This window comes from Listeria immobilis (genome assembly GCF_014322765.1).
In the GTDB taxonomy this organism is placed as follows: domain Bacteria; phylum Bacillota; class Bacilli; order Lactobacillales; family Listeriaceae; genus Listeria; species Listeria immobilis.
This window is the reverse complement of record NZ_JAASTZ010000002.1, coordinates 169656-188189: the sequence shown is the minus strand read 5'-3', so window position 1 is coordinate 188189 and position 18534 is coordinate 169656. Positions and strand designations below refer to the sequence as shown.

Below are 18534 nucleotides of genomic sequence, written 5' to 3'. Positions count from 1 at the left end.
CGGAAATTTCTCCATTATTTAACTCATTAATTTAGTCATCTTAAGAACATTTAAAACAAAAACGCAGACAAAATGACTTAACACATTGTCTACGTTCAAATTAAACAAAATAAAATTATTTTACTATCCTCGCTTCACTTTCATCGAAGTATTGCTTTCCAACTTGTAATTTTTCACTAAACAACTCATTAATAGTGACAAATTGATAACCTTGTTTTTTTAGCAGTTTGATGGTTTTATCAAGACTCGCTTCTGTCGTTGAATGAATATCGTGCATTAACACAATCGCACCATCTGAAGCACTTGCCATGATTTTTGATGTGATAATTTTCGGGTTTTTGTTCTTCCAATCTTCTGTATCAACTGACCACTGAATTATCGGAAGACCCATTTCTTCGGCTACTTCTTTGTTTACCGCACCATAAGGCGGGCGGACTGTTGTTGGAAAATACCCAGTTTGATCAAAAATGACTTTTTGCGTTTTCAAAACTTGATCATACACTTCTTTTTTAGAGAGCTTTGTAAGTTGTGGATGATCCCATGAATGACTTCCAACTTGGTGACCGTCATTTAATTCACGTTTTACTAATCCCGGATTTTGTAACGCTTGGGAGCCGAGTACAAAGAAAGTTGCTTTAACCTTATTGCGTTTCAATGTTTCAAGTACTTTAGGTGTTACTGAAGCACTTGGACCATCGTCAAAAGTAAGCGCAATTTTTTTGCCTGCTTTTGCTTTTGGTGTAGCCGGAACTTTAATATCAGCTGGTAAATAACGTTTATTGACCAAATCCGCAATATCAGCTAATTTTAAATTAACCTTTTTAATTTTTAAATATCCAGGTACTTCAATCGGTAAAATTAATTCTGTATCCGTTAGCCCAAAATTTGTATCTGTCCATTTAGCTATACTCTTAACTTCCCCTAAAACCCCAATGTCTTTTAAAGGAATGTCCCCTGATTTAATAAGTTCTTGCTCTACAGCTGTTTTGATTTTTACTTTTGTTTCATCACTCTTTTGTAGAACATTTTCAAGTGTTAGTAAGTTGCCTGTTTCAGCATCCGTTACTAAATTTTTGCATATATCTTTTTCGTTTTGGAGCGATAGTTTTGTTTGACCTTCTTTAACATACTCATATTGCTCCACTTTATAAGATACTGCGTTTTTAACCAATTTCCGCTTTTGAAAAGTATAAAAAATAATTTCTGCCTTTTCAAGTTGCGCTTTGTCGATGGCTTCATTCACTTCATTTTGAATAGTTTTGTTATCTTCTTTTGTAGCAGTTTTAGGAATATAAGAAATTATTTCGACTCCATCTTTCACCTTTTCCAAACGGCGAAATTCACTGCCATTTTTTTCTGCCATTAGCTTATCCATTTGCGCTATTACTTTATTACGAGACTTTGTAAATTGATATTTTTGAAATTCTTTCATTCCAACTACAAGTATAATAATAAGGAAAATAGCTGCTACTGATAATCTAAACCATCTGATTCGCACAGTAGACACCTCATCTAAGAATCGCCTTCCCCAGCTTTTCTTATATGACAATTATACAGTAAAAAATAATCGTTTAAAAATAGGCTAAAAGTACCAAAAAAGACACGGATAAAGTGGGAGCTTTTTTCCGTGTCGAATGTATAGTCACAGGAATATACCTGAAAACTAGCTTATTGTGAAATGTTTCACTATTGATTTTACATTAAATACGCTTAATCCGCAAATATAAATTTAGTCATAAAAAAACACTTAGATAAATTCTATCCAAGTGCTACGTCTAAGATCATCATCACAGCAAATCCTGCCATTGTCGCCGCGGTTGCTAAATCGGCCGAACCTTCTACTTGAGATTCAGGTATTAATTCCTCTACGATAACAAAAATCATCGCCCCAGCTGCAAATGCAAGTGCATATGGTAAAATAGGTGTTACAAAAACCACTAACACTGCTCCAATGACAGCAAAAATCGGTTCGACTACCGCTGACAATTGTCCATACCAAAAACTTTTCCCGCGAGATAATCCTTCTCCGCGCAGTGGAATCGAAACAGCCGCACCTTCAGGGAAGTTTTGAATACCAATACCAAGCGCTAACACAATTGCTGTAATTAATGTTTCCGTATCTCCTGTTATCACTGCCCCAAAAGCTACACCAACTGCTGCACCTTCTGGAATGTTATGAATAGTAATGGATAAAACTAATAAAATACTTTTTCTAAGAGATGTTTTCGGTCCCTCTTTTGATTGTTCTGGAAAGCCAAAATGTAAATGTGGAATAATCCTATCAATAACACGCAAGAAAATACCACCTAATAGAAACCCAATCAGCGCTGGTACAAAAGAAAACTTACCCCAATCAGCACTCATTTCTATTGCAGGTGCAAGAAGTGACCAAAAACTAGCAGCCAGCATAACACCAGCAGCAAATCCAAGCATCACATTGCCCCATTTTTTATTAAGATTTTTGAAGAAAAATACTAATGATGCTCCAGCCGCAGTACATGCCCACGTAAAGATACCAGCAAGTAGCGCCAGCAGTACTGGGTTTAATGATGATAAGTAATTTAACAATTCACTTTCTCCCTTTTCCCATGGTTTTATTTACCAGACCAACCGTTTTTGAATCCTTGTACAAATGTCCGAGATTTGTGGACACCAGCTTTTACAGCCCAAATGGAACCATAAACAGATACTTTTGCAACTGTCCCTGCAACTTCACCAGTTTTCCGAGCAGCTTTTTCCGCTTTAGCGCTCCATTCCTCTATTGGTTTTGTCATATTTCCACACCTCCAAAACACTTATCTTTTCTTTATGATAAAGCAATCGTGAAGAATATTCAAGAGAGTACTATTTTGGAACTTTTTATAGTATACTTCTTTTGGAAACTTTAAAAGAGAGGAAGATTACTATCGAAAAAACCTTTAAATATATTGCTAAATCCGCCTTTCGCTCTATTCCCATCACCTTTCTTTTTGCCTTTATCGGTCCTGTTCTATCCTTTTTTTCTATAAATAGTAGCTTTTTTTCTAGTGAACTATGGTTAAAATCTGTAACTATTTTTATTATTTTCACACTTTTCTGTGGCATTTTATTCAGTTCATTAGCTGAACGTATAAAAAATTAAGTATTTATTTCCGGTTTATCTTGTGTATTAATGAGCAATCATACTATAATGAATATGATAGACAAAAAAGGGAGAGGGAGATTAATATGACGGGATTAGGAACATTGCTGTTTTTAGCAGGGATAGGTGTACTAATATTTGGGATTAGACGTTCTAAAAGAGGAATTTGGCCGCGTAAAAAAACACAAATTGTTATACTTAGTTCTATTTTAGCAATTATTATTGGGGTAGGAATTATTCCAAGCGCAGAAGATGAAGCCGCGACCGAGAAACCAAAACAAGAGGAAAAAACGAAATCAGAAAAAACAAAAAAAGAAGCTGTAAAAACACTTTTAAAAGCAGAAAAATCATTTACAACAGATGATAATGGTACAATCGTTATTGAAGGAAAAACGAACCCTGGAGCAGAAGTTAAACTTGTTTTAGAAGATAGCCCAGAATCTAGCACCACAGCAGATGATAAAGGGGCATTTAGTATTTCACTTAACGAATTTGACCACCCAAGTGAAGCCCTACTTTCAATTACTATTGATGGCAAAACCAAAGAACAGACTCTTTCTTTGGAAGTAAGTGAAGGTTATGAAACGAAGCTTGCTGCTAAAGCAGAGGAAGAACGTATCGCTGCTGAAAAAGCCGAAAATGAACGAATTGAGAAAGAGCGTATTGCAGCGGAAGAACAACAGCGTATTGCAGAAGAGAAGCGTGCAGCGGAAGCAAAAATAGCTGCCGATAAGAAAGCTGCCGAAGAAGCCGCAAAAATAGCAGCAGAGAAAAAAGCGGCAGAGGATAAACGTGTCGCTGCTGAAAGAGCTGCCGCAAAGCCAGATACTAGTAACGAACAAGGACAGATGGTTTATATTACCGAACACGGCAAAAGATACCATTATGATCAAAATTGTCGCGGTTTAAATAATTCCAATGGTGAAACTGCCGTAACCGTATCCGACGCTCAGTCTCGTGGCCTAACATTATGCAAATTTGAACAATAATAAAACAAAAGCCAAAATTCTATTTAAAGAATTTTGGCTTTTTATCTACATTTATTATTGAAAAATAGCGCTATTTATGGTAAATTTAGTTAGATGTATACGAATTATTATTTTTGTCTAAAGTAATCCCTATTTTAATTATACCTTGTGGAGTCTATTTTAGTCAAGAATTATTTTTCAAAAGAATTGGAGGAGATTAAATGAAACCATATGTCTTAGGATTTCAAGAAATTAATAAAACAAATGAAGTACTTGTAGGAGGAAAAGGAAAGAATTTAGGAGAATGCTCAAAAATCACTGGAATTTCTGTCCCACCAGGATTTTGCCTAACTACAGAAGCATATAAAAAGACATTAATAGAAAATAACGAATTTCAAGATTTACTAAAACAACTAGCTCCTCTAAATGCAAATGATAAAAAGAAAATCTCCAAAATTAGTATTTCTATTCAGAATCTCATAGAAACGCTGCCCATTCCAAAGATTATTTCAACAGAAGTAAGCCAATTTCTTTTGAATTATAGCGCAAATGATGCTTTTGCCGTTCGTTCTAGTGCGACTGCGGAAGACCTTTCCTACGCCTCTTTTGCCGGACAATATGATACGTACTTAAATATTATCGGAGAGCACGAAATACTCCGATATATTAGCAAATGTTGGGCATCTTTGTTTACGGAACGAGCAATTACTTATCGAATTCAAAATAACTTCGATCATAGCAAAGTTTATCTAGCTGTTGTAATTCAAAAAATGGTTTTTCCTCAAGCATCTGGAATTTTATTTACAGCTGACCCAATCACATCCAATCGAAAAACACTCTCTATTGACGCTAGTTTCGGCCTAGGTGAAGCACTCGTTTCGGGGATAGTCTCTGCCGACTCCTATAAAGTGCAAAATAATAAAATCATCGAAAAAATTATCTCTACGAAAAAGTTAGCTATTTATGGATTAAATCAAGGCGGAACTGAAACTCGCCAACTTGAAAAAAACGAGCAAACAGCACAAGCATTAACAGACCAACAAATATTACAATTAGCTAGTATTGGCAGAAAAATAGAGGCACATTTTGGCAAACCCCAAGATATTGAATGGTGTTTAGTGAGTGATACTTTTTATATTGTTCAAAGTCGGCCAATCACCACACTTTATCCAGTCCCAGAAATGAAAGATCAAGAAAATCATGTTTATGTTTCTGTAGCCCATCAACAAATGATGACAGATGCAATGAAGCCGCTTGGATTATCTTTTTATTTAATGACAACTCCTGCCTCAATGCATCCAGCTGGCGGTAGATTATTTGTCGACATTACTAAAAGCCTCTCTTCTCCTGCAACGAGAGATATTATGGTAAATTCGCTTGGACAATCAGACCCACTTATGAAAGATGCTCTTCACACCATTGTTTCTCGTGAGAATTTTATCAAAATGCAAGCCGAAGATAGCACCAACAGCCCTACCCCTTCACCCGTAAAATTAGCTAACCGCAGCGTTCCCGATGTAGCTGTTATCTCAGAATTAATAGCGCAAAGTGAAGCATCCTTAAAAAAATTAAATCAAGCTATCCAAACAAAAAATGGCGCCGATTTATTTGATTTTATTTTAGACGATATTCAAGAATTAAAAAATGTCCTCTTCAACCCTATTAGTATTGATGCAATTATGGCTGGAATGGATGCTTCCGCTTGGTTAAATGAACATATCAATAAATGGCTCTCCGAAAAAAATGTAGCTGACACTTTGTCCGAATCAGCGCCAAATAACATTACTTCACAAATGGGCTTAGAATTATTAGATGTTGCAGATGCCATTCGCCCCTACCCAGCCGTGATAAACTACTTGGAGAATACAAATGATCCGAACTTTTTAGATAAACTTGATACAATAGTTGGTGGTAATGAAGCAAAAACAGCTATCGAAGCATATTTAAAAAAATATGGCATGCGCTGCCCTGGAGAAATTGACTTAACGAAAACTCGCTGGATAGAAAACCCTATGACGCTCATTCCATTGATTCTAAGTAACATGAAAAACTTCGAGCCTAATGCGAGCAAAAAGAAATTTGAGCAAGGGGAAATAGCAGCAAAAAACAAAGCAGAAGAGATATTAGGTCGGCTAAAGCTGCTACCTGATGGTGAACAAAAAGCTGCTGAAACAAAAGAAAAAATAACTATTTTGCGTCATTTTATTGGTTACCGAGAATATCCAAAATACGGTATGATAAATCGCTATTTCATCTATAAAAAAGCATTACTGCGAGCTGCCGAACAACTTGTAGATAGTGGTGTGATAAAAGAAAAAGAAGATATTTATTTCCTTTATTTTGAAGAACTGCATGAAGTTATCCGTACAAATCAAGTTGACTATTCGCTTATAATTACTCGTAAAACAGATTTTTCCTCTTTTGAAAAACTAACTCCTCCACGCATTATTACTTCAGATGGCGAGATTATCAGAGGTGAATATAGCCGGGACAATCTCCCAGAAAATGCTATTCTTGGTTTACCTGTTTCTTCAGGAGTTATTGAAGGTCGCGCTCGAGTTATTTTAGATATGGAGCATGCAGATTTAGAACCTGGCGATATTTTAGTTACTGCCTTTACCGATCCAAGCTGGACACCTACATTCGTCTCTATAAAAGGACTTATTACTGAAGTTGGCGGACTAATGACACATGGCGCAGTAATTGCCCGCGAGTATGGTTTGCCGGCAGTGGTTGGTGTGGAAAATGCAACCAAGATAATATCAGATGGACAGCTGATACGCGTAAATGGGACAGACGGCTATATTGAGATACTTAACTAACCAAAAGCCCCGTGATTTCTATTTGAGATCACGGGGCTTTTGTTCCCTTAGCTAAAAGGATTTTCCTAATTTGGTACAATTAAATCCGTATCTGGATCGTTACTTTCTTTAGCTGTTGATTTAATTTCCACAAAAACTTTATGCGGTAAACAAACAATTGTATCCCCAGGTTTGGATTTCCAGCCCATCATCACACCAACTTGATCGGGACTGTTATCCTCTTTAATTCGGATTCGTTCATCGTCCACTTCCATCAAATTATACTGAGCGCCTTTTCCCTTAATGGTAAATTGTTCGTTTCCTTTATGACCTGTTAATGTGATCTTCCGAATAACTTTTCCGTCTTGCGAAACAATCGCAATAACTTCATCGCTAGCCGTCTTTGCTTCAGCAGCAGTAAAAAGTATTAATGGTAAAAATGAGCCCAATATTAGTATAGTGATAATAATAACATCAAATGGGCGAACCATTTTCATATATTGACGCATTTCCTCTCCTAACTAGCTCTTATGATTAGCGTTAAAATCAAGACTAATCCCTGGCTCATCAAACGCAATTTCCGTCACATCGTACGTTAAGCGCTTGATATAATCAATTAATGGGTTAGATAATCCTTCTACATCTGGAATAGCTAAATCTGAAAACTGACCAAAATAATCTTTCACTTGGACAATACGGCTGATTCTACCATCTATCCGAAACTTTTCAAGTACTAATACAAAAGGAATAGTTATCTTAAAAATTTTCCCTTTCGCCATTAGTTCATCGTTTCCACCAATTGGTTCTACTTCATGGACTTCTAATTCAATTTTATTTTCGATTTGTCCATTTTCTTCCAAAATTGTTTCAAAGTTATATTTTTCTACGATAATTTTATTCGTTACTATATCCACAAATTCACCTCATTATAATGTATATCTTTATACTACAGGATATTTTAATTTGTGACAATTCATTTTAGCAAGTGATTTCCACTCGATTTCCTTCTGGATCCGCAATAACGCTTTCGTAGTAGCCATCTCCTGTAGTCCTTGCTTCTCCTAAAACTTCAAACCCTGCCGCTCTTAGTTTTTCTGTTAGCTCGTCAACCGCCGCTTTTGACTCTGTTGCAATCGCTATATGAGCCCAACCTAATTTTTCAGCTGCTACTCCATCTACTATATCTGTTCGTTTCATTATTTCAAGACGCGCCCCTGTTTCAAATGTTAAAAAATAAGATATAAATCCTTTTGTCTTATTTTCGTATTTGGCATTTGCTGTTGCTCCAAAGTATGTAACATAGAATGATTTCATTTTTTCTATATCTCTAGTCCATAATGCAATATGTTCTATTTTCATACATAAACCTCCTTTTTATAAGAAAATCGCTGCGGAAACCCAGTAAACCACGGCCGCTAAAAGTCCCGCTAGTGGTAATGTAATAAACCAAGTCACCACCATATTCTTCCCTGTCCGCCAATTCACTTCTTTTTTATGGTTAGCTGTTCCAACTCCCATAATCGAACTATCAATTACTTGTGTGGTACTAACAGGCAAATGAATTAACGTTGCGGTCATAATAACTGTGAGAGAACTTAAATCTGAAGCAACTCCTGTAACTGGGGTGATTTTCATTATTTTTGTTCCAACTGTTTTGATAATACGGTAACCACCAACTGATGATCCAATCGCCATCGCAGCAGCACAACTCAATTGTACCCAAAAAGGTATACCTGCAGATTCTTTTAACAACCCACTTGTAACCAAAGCTAGTGTGATAATCCCCATCGTTTTTTGAGCATCATTCGTCCCATGCCAATAAGCTTGCAGAGCCGCCGTCCCAATTTGAATAAAACGAAAACGGCGATTCATTTTTCCTAATTTTTTATCGTGAAATAAATTTTTAAATAAAGAATAAATCAAATATCCGACTGTAAAACCAATAATTGGCGATACAATAAGCGCGATGATAATTGTTGTAAATCCAGCCCAATTAAGTACACTAAAACTGCTGGCAGAAGCAATTGAAGCACCTGCAATCGCACCAATAAGCGCATGTGAGGAACTACTAGGCATACCTACAACCCAAGTCATCAAATTCCAAATGACCGCTGCTATAAGCCCGCAAAGCACGACGAACTCCCCATTATTGAGAGAGAACGGATCCACAATACTTTTCGTTAATGATTCTGCTACCCCGGTAAAAGAAATCGCTCCAAGAAAATTCATAATTGCTGCTAATCCTATTGCTACACGTGGTTTTAAAGCTCTTGTCGAAATACTTGTAGCAACAGCATTCGCAATATCATGAAAACCATTAATAAAATCAAACGCTAATCCCATAAACACGATAATAATCGTAATTAAAATAACTGTATCCATTCAGCAGTTCCCCTTGTCGAAATTCCTTTTTGTACTATATACCCTTTTATCATAAAAATAAAAAGAACCTGTTCTTATCTTAGCAACAGATTCTAAGTAATATTTTAAAAGTCTTCATCATAGTCATAGCTATCATCGAAATGATAATCATCATCATAATTATAGCCGTCCATCATATTGTGCATACCTCCATCGTTTGCGATAAAGAAGATTAGACCAACAAAACAAATAATTACCAACAGCGTATTAACAACTGCTATTCCAATCCCACTGATTAGTAATCCCAGGTTTTTCTTCATTACTTCGCCTTTTCTACGAACGATTAGATAGATTACCAATATAATAAACACATTGACGAAAACCATAAGTAGACACCAAAGAATTGCATTCATTCCACGTTGTTCAGCGTCTTTATAAACCCAAATAGCTAAAAGCGCTTTTGCAGCTAAGCTAAGTATCATCACAAATATTATCAATATTGGAAAAAGTACTCCTACTCCCATTTTATCCCCTCATCTTCTTTATAATTTGTTTTATATTCCTTTTTGCTAACTGTTAATATTCCAGCGATTAAAAATAAAATTCCTGAAATCGTGAAAATTTGTAATCCACCTAGAACAATAAAACATGTTCCAAAAGTCTTTACTTTTGCATGGTTATTCTTAATTTTAAATGCACCGATAAAACCGAAAACTGCAGAAACTACAGCGAACAATGCAGCTACAACTGCAAAGAAAGTAAATAACCCAGCCACAAATGTATCTTCACCACTGCTATAGGAATAAGGCTCCGCGTACATCAAAAAAGTGCTAAATCCAAATACAACAGCGTATAAAGCAGCTCCGAAAAAAGTTAGAATGCTAAATGATGCACCAATAATTAGTAAAATAAATTCTGTTTGTCTATTCATTAAATCCTCCATTTGTTTAACTATTCTCCCTATAGTGTACCACGAAATCATGCTTGACCAAATGGAAAAGTGTAAAAATTCACGAAAAATTCACGAAAAAAGCCATTTGCTAATAGTATTAAAAGTGAACTATTTCTTTTTAAGCTGAATTATTACTTTAGATTGAGTTATTTGTAGGTATTATCATTCCGAAAAATGTATTTTCTTCAAGTCATACTTATATTTCATTTTTAAACATAACCACTTTTTAGTTCCAGCCAAAAAAGCCTTAAATAAAACTAGTTTCGCTTTATTTAAGGCTTGACATTATTATTTTATATAGCGCTCTTTAATGCTTTTTGATACTTTGAAAAAAGTGACTCGAACTCAGTTTGATCAAAATCGTAGTCGCTTCCCTCGGCTACCGATTGTAATTTCTTCAAGCAAATATGCCAGCCTGCCACGTCTCTTGGGGTATGCTCGGTAATTGTTTGAAGTTGTTCGGTGAAAGTCACTAGTGTTTTATTTTTTGCTAATTTAGATAATTCAAAAGTAACATTATCTTCATCCCATTCAAAACTCACTATTCTGTCCGTTTCCCATGCTAAAATCGGCATGGTTATTTTTTCTTCTGGCGTCATCACAAAAAGCAGATGTCCGCTAGGTCCAGATTCACCTATTTCTAGTTCATTAAACCACTGAGCTAATCCATCATTTGTAGTTAATAACGAAAAAACACTTGCAGCTGGTGCATTTATCTCTAGTTCGAAGCTAACTTTTGTAGGTTTTCCAACATGCTTTTCAATACTTTCTTTCATACAAATCACCCCTAGCAATTTGCTTTTATTTTCGCATAGTTTGGTCATTATCGCAAAAAGAAAGATTAGGCTTTAATGAACCTTTAATTGAGCATCTATGAACATCAAAAAAACAGCTAAATGAATAGTGGCGACCGAAACTTCCATTTCAAAAACAGATAAAACTGTAGTTGTTTGATTAGTCACCTTTTAGCTACACTTAATTATTGATATTTAGCAAAAGTTTTTTTCTTATGAAAATCATCCAATATTGGACAAAACCGGACAACATGAGATAATAGAAAAAAAAGATTGATTGGGGCGAATTACAGTATGACTAAAATTGGGTTTATCGGTGCAGGAAATATGGGGACAGCAATGATTCGCGGTCTTGCAAAAACGGCTTTTATAGATCAAAAAAACTTATTTGTCTGTGGTAGAAATATGGAGAAATTACAGCCACTTGAAACAGAATTTAACGACATCCAGCTAACGACTAACGCACAATATTTAGCGGAACAAGCTGATATTATTATTTTGTCTGTCAAACCATATACCATTTCTGAGGTACTAACTACTATAAAAGAAAAGCTTACTCCAAATAAACTAATTATTTCAGTAGCTGCTGGGGTAACGATTGCTGATTTAGAACAGCTAACTACTTCAGAAACTAAAATTGTTCGTGTCATGCCAAATACACCTGCACTAGTTGGCGAAGGTATGTCCTCCATTTCGCCTAGCGCAAGTGTAACTGCTGAAGAAACAGCTATCGTTTCTAAAATTTTTACAAGTTTTGGTAAAGCAGAAGTCGTTCCGGAAAGTTTGATTGATGCCGTTGTTGGCGTAAGTGGTTCTTCGCCTGCTTATGTCTATATGTTTATAGAAGCTTTAGCAGACGGCGCTGTCCAGAATGGCTTACCACGTGATAAAGCTTATAAATTCGCTGCACAAGCTGTTCTAGGTGCCGCAAAAATGGTTCTCGAAACCGGGGAACACCCTGGAAAATTAAAAGATATGGTAACCTCTCCTGGTGGAACAACGATTGAAGCTGTAAAATCACTTGAAGATAACGGCTTTCGTTCAGCTGTAATAAATGCTGTTCAAGCAGCTGCATTAAAAAATAGTTCTATGTAAGTTGATTTATAAATATTTAACAAAATAATACTTTTCTACTCCTTTTAAAGGGAAATCCTGAACTCGGCCAAGCTCCGTATATCCGCATTTTTTATAAAATTCCGGAGCTTGGTAACTAAATGTTGTTACTGTTATATGATGACAATGGTGCATTTTCGCGTATGTCTCTATCTTATTCATTAACGCCGTTCCCAAACCATGTCCTTGAACTTTTTTATCCACTGAAAGTAGTGAGATATGTAATTCTCCATAGCTAATTTTTGCTGTAACCCCGCCAACCATTTCTAAAGCATCATTTAATATCGCAAAACTAACAGGTATCATATCACTTTTTGGTATATCATAACCAAGTCGTTCCTTATGATCCAGCAACCCCTCTGCTACCTTTGCTCCAACTTCCTCAAACGGTAATTCTTTTATTTGAAACGCCATCTCCATTCCTCCTTGCCTCTGTTTTAATTTCTTAGTAACTTCGCGCTTTTATTGATGTTACGAAAGCATTTTACGATGTTATTTTATATAAATACCCTTATTAAAAGACAAAAAAACTGTAGATAAATTGATTTCTCATTTTGTCTACAGTTCAAACTTCACTATAACCAAGTGATGTTTTATCATTTATTTTAAATTTGTTACACGACCATAACCAGCAATATATTTTTTCCAGTAGCCAGATTTGATAGTGTCATATTTAACTCCATTGTTTTGTGCATTAAGCATCTTTCCATTCCCAACATAAATACCAACATGAGCAATCCCTTTACCATAATTAAAGAAAACTAAATCGCCATTTTTTAATTCACTTGCTTTAATTTTCTTGGCAGATGCATACTGTTGTTTCGCGGTACGAGGAATGGACTTCTTAATCCCTTTAGAATAAACATACTGTGTATAACCAGAACAGTCGAAGCAACTTGGACCAGTCGCACCCATTTTATAGCGTTTACCAATATGTTTTTTTGCTTCATTATTTAGAGAAGCAAAACTTTGTGTCACAGCGACAGGAGCTTTATATGTAGTTACACATTTCCCTGAGACATAACCAGTCTTGCCTTTAAATGTTGTTTTATACCAATTATTTTTAGTTTTTGCAGTAAAAGTAACCGTCGTGCCTTTTTTGTAAAATCCGATAACCTTCCCTTTTGTGTTATCAGCTGTGCGAATATTTACATCGGCCGTAGTTGTCATCTTGTAAGTTGTCGCTGCAAATGCATTATTTGTCGGTAGAAATAGTACTGTAAAAGAAATCATTAAAGCTATCCACACAAAAAAAATCTTTCTTCTCGTTGCTATTATTTTCAATACACGCACCCCTTTTTATATAATGCTAGCATACCAACTCAATGTTACAGTTATACAACAACCACTTTAAAACTTCGCGTTATTATGTAACAGTTTTATTTTTCAAATGAAGCAAAATTTATGATTATTTTCTTTTTAATATTATAGTATCAAAGTAACAAACGTTTTAAAAACCTCTTACAAAAATATAAGTTTCTCATCTACTTCACAGAATTTCTTCGTAGAATTTCATTTAATTCTTATACTTTTACTGATTGACTCTCATTCTAGAATGTTAATCTATGTATAAGGATAGGTGAGGAAATTATGGAAAAAAATTTAGAATTAATTTTAGAAGACTTGGAAAGTAATAAAGCTGACAACGACTGGGTAACCTATGATACATTATCAGAAGGTACGACTTTAGAAAATAGTCATTTATTAAAACATTTCTTAATTCTTGAAAAAGGAATCCTACACCTAGAAAATCAAAATTCACAAATCTTACAATTTTTCACTGCTGGTGATATTGTCTTTTTATCTCCTTTTGATTTAAATGTCGATATGCAACTGAAACTAGTTTGTGACGAAAATGCCAAAATCATTTTTGTTGATCGCGAATACTTTTTAAATTTTGCAGCTAACAAAGTATCTTATATGGAGTGGTTATTAAAATCAGTGCTTTCTAATACATCCGCTCTTTGTTTCGAATTGATGAAACACGATTTACCTGCTGACGAACGTATTGTTTATACATTACAACGAGTATGCGAAAAAACAAAACCCGAAGAAACTACAAAAGATTACTATGAAGTACCAACCTTCTTAAATAAAACAAAAATGGCTCAATACGGTTCCATGTCTCGGAAAAACTTATATAACAAATTAGAAACTTTAGAAGAAAAAAGCCTAGTGAAACGGAAAAACGAGAAAGTATTTGTTAAATCAATAGCTATTTAAATTATTTTTACTCAATTTTAAAAGGTACTATTCCCAAAAACATTTGCGGAAATAGTGCCTTTTTTTGTTATGTTCATTTATTCAAAAATAGATTATATTTAATGTAACACCAGGCATGCTTTCCCCATTTTTGCTTGCTACAAAATTTTTTTAAATAAAAACAAACTTTTTGTCGGGGTTATTCGTCTATTATATGGATAGTGAGAGGAGCACCATAATATGAATAAAGCTATGCAAGATTATTTCGTAGATTGTATTACGGAGAATAAAGCAGATTTCTATCGTTTAGCATTTAGTTACGTAAAGACAGAAGCAGATGCACTCGATATTATACAAGATTCTATTCAAAAAGCACTTATCAGTTTACATACTGTTAAAAATAAAGACTCCCTGAAGAGTTGGTTTTACAAAATCGTTGTGCGCACATCGATTGATTTCCTTCGAAAAAGAAAAAAATTAATTGTTATGAATCAAGATAATCTCATTTCCTTACATGGGTTGGTGGAAGATAACTATGAAAATATCGATCTACAAATCCAGCTTGAGAAATTACCAATAAAATATAAAACAGTGATTGTCTTACGTTATTTTGAAGACTTAAGTTTGGAAGATATCTCTTACATTATCAACCGAAATTTAAGCACAACAAAGACGAGACTTTATAAAGCTATTAAGTTACTTCGTCAAACTCTCAACAATGAGGAGTTGAATCACGATGAATAAATTGCGACAAAACTATAAAAACACACCAATTCCCAATGAACTAGATAGAGTAATCCAACAATCTTTGCATAAAAAAACACAGAAACGGATTTTTTCTATTAAAAGAAGCATTATATCAACCATAGTAATCGGCATAGCGATATTTATCATCACTATCTCAACTAATACGGCTGTTGCTCAAGCAATGATGCAAGTGCCAATTATAAAAAATATTGTTCAGGTTTTTGTTGGTTCTGAACATAAAGAACAAACAGCTAAAACAGAAATTTCTCTAAAAATACCTAAGATTCAAGGCCTAGACGAAATCGAACTACAAAAACGAATTAATAATACTTATATTAATACAGGCGAAGAACTTTTGAAAGAATATAAAGCCTTTGTGGAAAGTGGAAATGAAAATATCCAAACTTCTAGTGATTTTAAAGAAATAACTAATACCGCTAACCTTCTTACTATTCGTTTAACCACAGAAAAAACTCGGGCAGACAGTTACACAGAAAATAGTTATCTTAATTTAGATAAAAAAAATCAAACCATCCTAAAACTACATAATCTATTTAAAAATGATGATTATGTAAAATTAATTAAAGAAAATATTCTCTCACAAACACATGCACGAATGGAAGCAAATCCCGAAATAATTTACTGGGATGTTAATGAATGGGAGCCATCTTTTTCTTCCAAAAACCTAGAAAAACGCTTTTATATTAATGCACAAAACAAATTAGTTATTTCATTTAACAAGTTTGAAATCGCACCTGGCTTTATGGGAACCATCGACTTTGAAATTCCTACTAGCGCTATTCAAAGCAGCCTTAAAAATAATACATTTATAAAATAAAGGAGAATACACCATGAAAAAAAGAAAAACAAACAAACGAAACCTGCTGATATTTTTTCTAATTTGCCTAATCCCAATTTGCCTCCTTAGCGTAATTCTTGTAATAAAAAGTTTTGTGTTTGTCGATAACACCAACGCTTCTAGTGAATATCCTGTGAAAGCACCACCTGCCAAGCAATTTGTCACAAAAGAAATAACCGATAAACTAAAACCTAAAAAAATCGATCAACCAGTGAAATTAGACGGAAAAACGGTTTTTCTAACTTTTGATGATGGACCTACCACTTATTTAAATGAATTTATTTCCATTTTAAATAAAGCAGAAGCTCCGGCGACATTCTTTTTTGTAGGAAATAGTTTAGAGCAAATGAATAAAGAAACAGCTTCTACTTTGGTTAAATCCGGACATAGCATTGGGCTACATAGCTACTCTCATGATGCAAAGCTACTTTATCGAGATACTAACCCCACATTTATCCCTGAGATGGAACGCTTAAAAACAGCTATTCAAAATAAAACCGGGGTTACCACCAACTTAATTCGCGCACCTTATGGCAGTACTTATTTAACAGATAGCGAGTATCAGAACGTAAAACAAAAAGGATTTAAAATGCTTGATTGGAATGTAGATAGCAACGATTGGCGCTACAAAGACAATGCAGAGAGTGTTATCCAGTCTGTTATGACCCAAGTAAAAAACTTAGAACAAAGTAACGAACCTTTAGTCATCTTATTTCACGAAAGAAAAAATACTCTCCAAGCACTACCAACCATTATTAAACAACTTAAAGACAAAGGTTACCGATTTGATGCTTATTATGAAAAAACACCTTTCACAGAAATTTTTAAAGACTAATTTGCGCAAAAAAACAGTGGCTCTCGAAATTCGAGGAACCACTGTTTTTTAACGGTCTTTTCGTAATGACACCGGCTTATCTAATATTTCTTTAGTAATAATAGCTTCTTGCAAACTTCCACGTATTTTTCTACTACGCTTATAACTTTGCGATCTACTACTTTGTACCGGCTTCACTTGTTTCTTACGTCTTGCTTCTCGCTCGGCTTCTTTAAGCGAATTTTGTAGTATCACTTGTTGTTTTGCTAGCACTTTATTTTGTTGTTCTTTTTGTGTAAAAGTCCCTTGTGATACATTTCGCTTCGCCGGCTTTTTAGTAGTTTGCGAATGGGTGTGTTTTGGTGTAGAGGCAGCATTTTTGGCTCTCTCCTTAGATTCAGAACCTGATTTACTAAACATACTAATGATAAAACCAAGTATCCCTAAGACAACAACAATACTTTCCCAGCCGCCTTCAATAAAACTATTCCAATCCACTTAAAACACCTTCTTTCTTGTAAAAAGATCGAGGTTTATTTTTCGTCTTCATTTGCAATCGATTCACGCATTGCTGTATCTGATTGTACATTTTCCATTTTGTAGTAATCCATTACACCAAGATTTCCTTCTTCTAAAGCACGAGACAAGGCACGTGGCACTTCTGCTTCTGCGGCTACTACGGCTGCTCTGTTTTCTTGTTCTAGAGCAATCGCTTCTGCTTTACGTTTCGATGCGGCTGCTTGAGCAACTTCCATGTCTGCGTTCGCTTTTTCGATGTCTAATTTTGCTTTAATATTGTCTCCAATACGCATTTCAGCAATATCAATCGATAAAATAGTATAAGCTGTACCATCTCCAAGTCCTTGTTCTTGGACGTTTTTCGAGATACTATTTGGATTTTCAAGTACATCTGTGTGTTCTCCAGTTTCACCAACTGTAGATACTACGGCTTCCCCGACACGAGCGATAACCGTATCTTCACCAGCACCCCCAACAATACGTTCAATATTGGACTGCACGGTAATTTGTGTAATAACTTTTACTTCTACACCATTTCTAGCCACACCAGTAAATTCAGGAGTACGAATAACTTTTGGTGTTACAGAAGTTTGCACTGCTTCAAGTACATCACGTCCAGCTAGATCAATTGCTGCTGCACGACTAAAATCTAATTCAATATTTGCGCGGTGTGCAGCGATTAACGCATCAACAGTGTTATCCACATCCCCACCAGCTAAATAGTGACTTTCTAATTGGTTTACTTCTAAATCAAGACCTGCTTTTACAGCTTTGATTAAAGGTTTTACAACACGAGATGGTACAACACGACGCAATCTCATCCCTATTAATATTCCTAGTCCCACTGGTACACGTGCAGATAAAGCACTAATCCATAACCCCACTGGTACTAAAGTGAAAAATACGATTAAAAAGATGATAATTAATGCTGCAATAATAATTGGTCCAATCATTGTCCTTTTTCCTCCTCTTGTATATCTTCATTTACTAACACATATCCAAAATCAATAGCTACGGCAATTATTGGTTTGCCCACTTCCAAATACCCTGTTTTCAAGCGCGCTTCATAGACTTCTCCATCTATTTTGACACTACCAATTGGTTTTAGTGTTGTTGCAGCTACGCCCTTTTTGCCGACTACTTTATCTCGTAACGCTTTCATTCGTTCGATTTCCTTGTCTTCTAAAACTCCTCGATGTACGAGTCCCCATGATTCTCCATATACAAAGTCATCTTCTGTAAAATTATGCTTCAATCCAGTCACCTTCTTTAGGAACTTTTTT

The 18534-nt window shown here is 35.1% G+C and carries 22 protein-coding genes; 7 read left to right on the top strand and 15 right to left on the bottom strand.

Annotation, left to right across the window (positions count from 1 at the left end; translation table 11 throughout):
• Window positions 1-115: 115 nt before the first annotated feature.
• From HCJ50_RS02175 to HCJ50_RS02165, 3 genes are all read right to left on the bottom strand, one after another.
• A complete protein-coding gene (locus HCJ50_RS02175) occupies window positions 116-1498 on the bottom strand; it encodes a polysaccharide deacetylase family protein (protein WP_185345912.1) in 1383 nt (460 codons plus the stop codon).
• 260 nt (window positions 1499-1758) lie between these two features.
• The gene (locus HCJ50_RS02170; RefSeq protein WP_185345914.1) at window positions 1759-2568 is read right to left on the bottom strand and encodes a ZIP family metal transporter; all 810 of its coding nucleotides are present in this window, start codon (window positions 2566-2568) and stop codon (window positions 1759-1761) included.
• A gap of 26 nt (window positions 2569-2594) precedes the next feature.
• Window positions 2595-2774, bottom strand: coding sequence for a hypothetical protein (locus HCJ50_RS02165; RefSeq protein ID WP_185345916.1), 180 nt, complete (start codon window positions 2772-2774; stop codon window positions 2595-2597).
• A 427-nt stretch (window positions 2775-3201) separates the two neighbouring features.
• On the opposite strand from HCJ50_RS02165, the gene HCJ50_RS02160 reads away from it, so the two are divergent.
• Both HCJ50_RS02160 and ppsA read left to right on the top strand, forming a co-directional pair.
• Complete coding sequence (locus HCJ50_RS02160; protein ID WP_311769588.1) at window positions 3202-4110, top strand: hypothetical protein; 909 nt, start codon at window positions 3202-3204, stop codon at window positions 4108-4110.
• Window positions 4111-4310: 200 nt separating this feature from the next.
• Window positions 4311-6911, top strand: coding sequence for a phosphoenolpyruvate synthase (ppsA, locus tag HCJ50_RS02155; RefSeq protein WP_185345920.1), 2601 nt, complete (start codon window positions 4311-4313; stop codon window positions 6909-6911).
• Between the two features lie 65 nt (window positions 6912-6976).
• Here ppsA and HCJ50_RS02150 read toward each other — a convergent pair whose 3' ends face one another.
• The 7 genes from HCJ50_RS02150 to HCJ50_RS02120 all read right to left on the bottom strand — a co-directional run bounded on the left by HCJ50_RS02150 (window position 6977) and on the right by HCJ50_RS02120 (window position 10979).
• Window positions 6977-7399 (bottom strand): NusG domain II-containing protein, encoded by a 423-nt coding sequence (locus HCJ50_RS02150; RefSeq protein WP_185345922.1) that lies wholly within the window; start codon window positions 7397-7399, stop codon window positions 6977-6979.
• A 12-nt stretch (window positions 7400-7411) separates the two neighbouring features.
• Window positions 7412-7804, bottom strand: a complete 393-nt coding sequence (locus HCJ50_RS02145; protein WP_185345924.1) for a DUF1149 family protein — start codon at window positions 7802-7804, stop codon at window positions 7412-7414.
• Window positions 7805-7868: 64 nt separating this feature from the next.
• On the bottom strand, window positions 7869-8249 hold the full coding sequence (locus tag HCJ50_RS02140; protein WP_185345925.1) for a VOC family protein: 381 nt from the start codon (window positions 8247-8249) through the stop codon (window positions 7869-7871).
• A 15-nt stretch (window positions 8250-8264) separates the two neighbouring features.
• The gene (locus HCJ50_RS02135) at window positions 8265-9272 is read right to left on the bottom strand and encodes an inorganic phosphate transporter (RefSeq protein WP_185345927.1); all 1008 of its coding nucleotides are present in this window, start codon (window positions 9270-9272) and stop codon (window positions 8265-8267) included.
• Between the two features lie 104 nt (window positions 9273-9376).
• Entirely contained in the window at window positions 9377-9775 is a 399-nt protein-coding gene (locus HCJ50_RS02130) for a hypothetical protein (RefSeq protein ID WP_185345929.1), read from the bottom strand.
• Window positions 9766-10182 carry a DUF4064 domain-containing protein gene (locus tag HCJ50_RS02125; RefSeq protein ID WP_185345931.1) on the bottom strand — a complete coding sequence of 139 codons (417 nt, stop codon included), beginning with the start codon at window positions 10180-10182 and terminating at the stop codon, window positions 9766-9768. The genes HCJ50_RS02130 and HCJ50_RS02125 overlap by 10 nt, the downstream gene beginning before the upstream one ends.
• Window positions 10183-10496: 314 nt before the next feature.
• A complete protein-coding gene (locus tag HCJ50_RS02120; RefSeq protein WP_185345933.1) occupies window positions 10497-10979 on the bottom strand; it encodes an SRPBCC domain-containing protein in 483 nt (160 codons plus the stop codon).
• A gap of 312 nt (window positions 10980-11291) precedes the next feature.
• Here HCJ50_RS02120 and proC point away from each other — a divergent pair, with 312 nt between their 5' ends.
• Window positions 11292-12092, top strand: coding sequence for a pyrroline-5-carboxylate reductase (gene proC / locus HCJ50_RS02115; RefSeq protein ID WP_185345935.1), 801 nt, complete (start codon window positions 11292-11294; stop codon window positions 12090-12092).
• Window positions 12093-12098: 6 nt separating this feature from the next.
• On the opposite strand, the gene HCJ50_RS02110 is transcribed toward proC, so the two are convergent.
• On the bottom strand, window positions 12099-12524 hold the full coding sequence (locus HCJ50_RS02110) for a GNAT family N-acetyltransferase (protein WP_185345937.1): 426 nt from the start codon (window positions 12522-12524) through the stop codon (window positions 12099-12101).
• A 186-nt stretch (window positions 12525-12710) separates the two neighbouring features.
• Window positions 12711-13394: an NlpC/P60 family protein gene (locus HCJ50_RS02105; RefSeq protein ID WP_185345939.1), complete on the bottom strand. Its 684-nt coding sequence runs from the start codon at window positions 13392-13394 to the stop codon at window positions 12711-12713.
• 306 nt (window positions 13395-13700) lie between these two features.
• Here HCJ50_RS02105 and HCJ50_RS02100 point away from each other — a divergent pair, with 306 nt between their 5' ends.
• The 4 genes from HCJ50_RS02100 (at window position 13701) to HCJ50_RS02085 (ending at window position 16753) form a co-directional block, all read left to right on the top strand.
• Complete coding sequence (locus HCJ50_RS02100) at window positions 13701-14333, top strand: Crp/Fnr family transcriptional regulator (RefSeq protein ID WP_185345941.1); 633 nt, start codon at window positions 13701-13703, stop codon at window positions 14331-14333.
• 219 nt (window positions 14334-14552) lie between these two features.
• On the top strand, window positions 14553-15056 hold the full coding sequence (locus HCJ50_RS02095) for an RNA polymerase sigma factor (protein WP_185345943.1): 504 nt from the start codon (window positions 14553-14555) through the stop codon (window positions 15054-15056).
• Window positions 15049-15897: a DUF3298 and DUF4163 domain-containing protein gene (locus tag HCJ50_RS02090; RefSeq protein WP_185345945.1), complete on the top strand. Its 849-nt coding sequence runs from the start codon at window positions 15049-15051 to the stop codon at window positions 15895-15897. Before HCJ50_RS02095 ends, HCJ50_RS02090 begins: the two co-directional genes overlap by 8 nt.
• A 13-nt stretch (window positions 15898-15910) precedes the next feature.
• On the top strand, window positions 15911-16753 hold the full coding sequence (locus tag HCJ50_RS02085) for a polysaccharide deacetylase family protein (RefSeq protein ID WP_185345947.1): 843 nt from the start codon (window positions 15911-15913) through the stop codon (window positions 16751-16753).
• 48 nt (window positions 16754-16801) lie between these two features.
• On the opposite strand, the gene HCJ50_RS02080 is transcribed toward HCJ50_RS02085, so the two are convergent.
• The 3 genes from HCJ50_RS02080 to HCJ50_RS02070 are packed head-to-tail and all read right to left on the bottom strand — an operon-like array spanning window position 16802 to window position 18506.
• Window positions 16802-17230 carry a hypothetical protein gene (locus HCJ50_RS02080; protein ID WP_185345949.1) on the bottom strand — a complete coding sequence of 143 codons (429 nt, stop codon included), beginning with the start codon at window positions 17228-17230 and terminating at the stop codon, window positions 16802-16804.
• A gap of 35 nt (window positions 17231-17265) precedes the next feature.
• Complete coding sequence (floA, locus tag HCJ50_RS02075) at window positions 17266-18204, bottom strand: flotillin-like protein FloA (RefSeq protein WP_185395460.1); 939 nt, start codon at window positions 18202-18204, stop codon at window positions 17266-17268.
• Window positions 18201-18506, bottom strand: coding sequence for an NfeD family protein (locus tag HCJ50_RS02070; protein ID WP_185345953.1), 306 nt, complete (start codon window positions 18504-18506; stop codon window positions 18201-18203). Before HCJ50_RS02070 ends, floA begins: the two co-directional genes overlap by 4 nt.
• Window positions 18507-18534 lie beyond the last annotated feature (28 nt).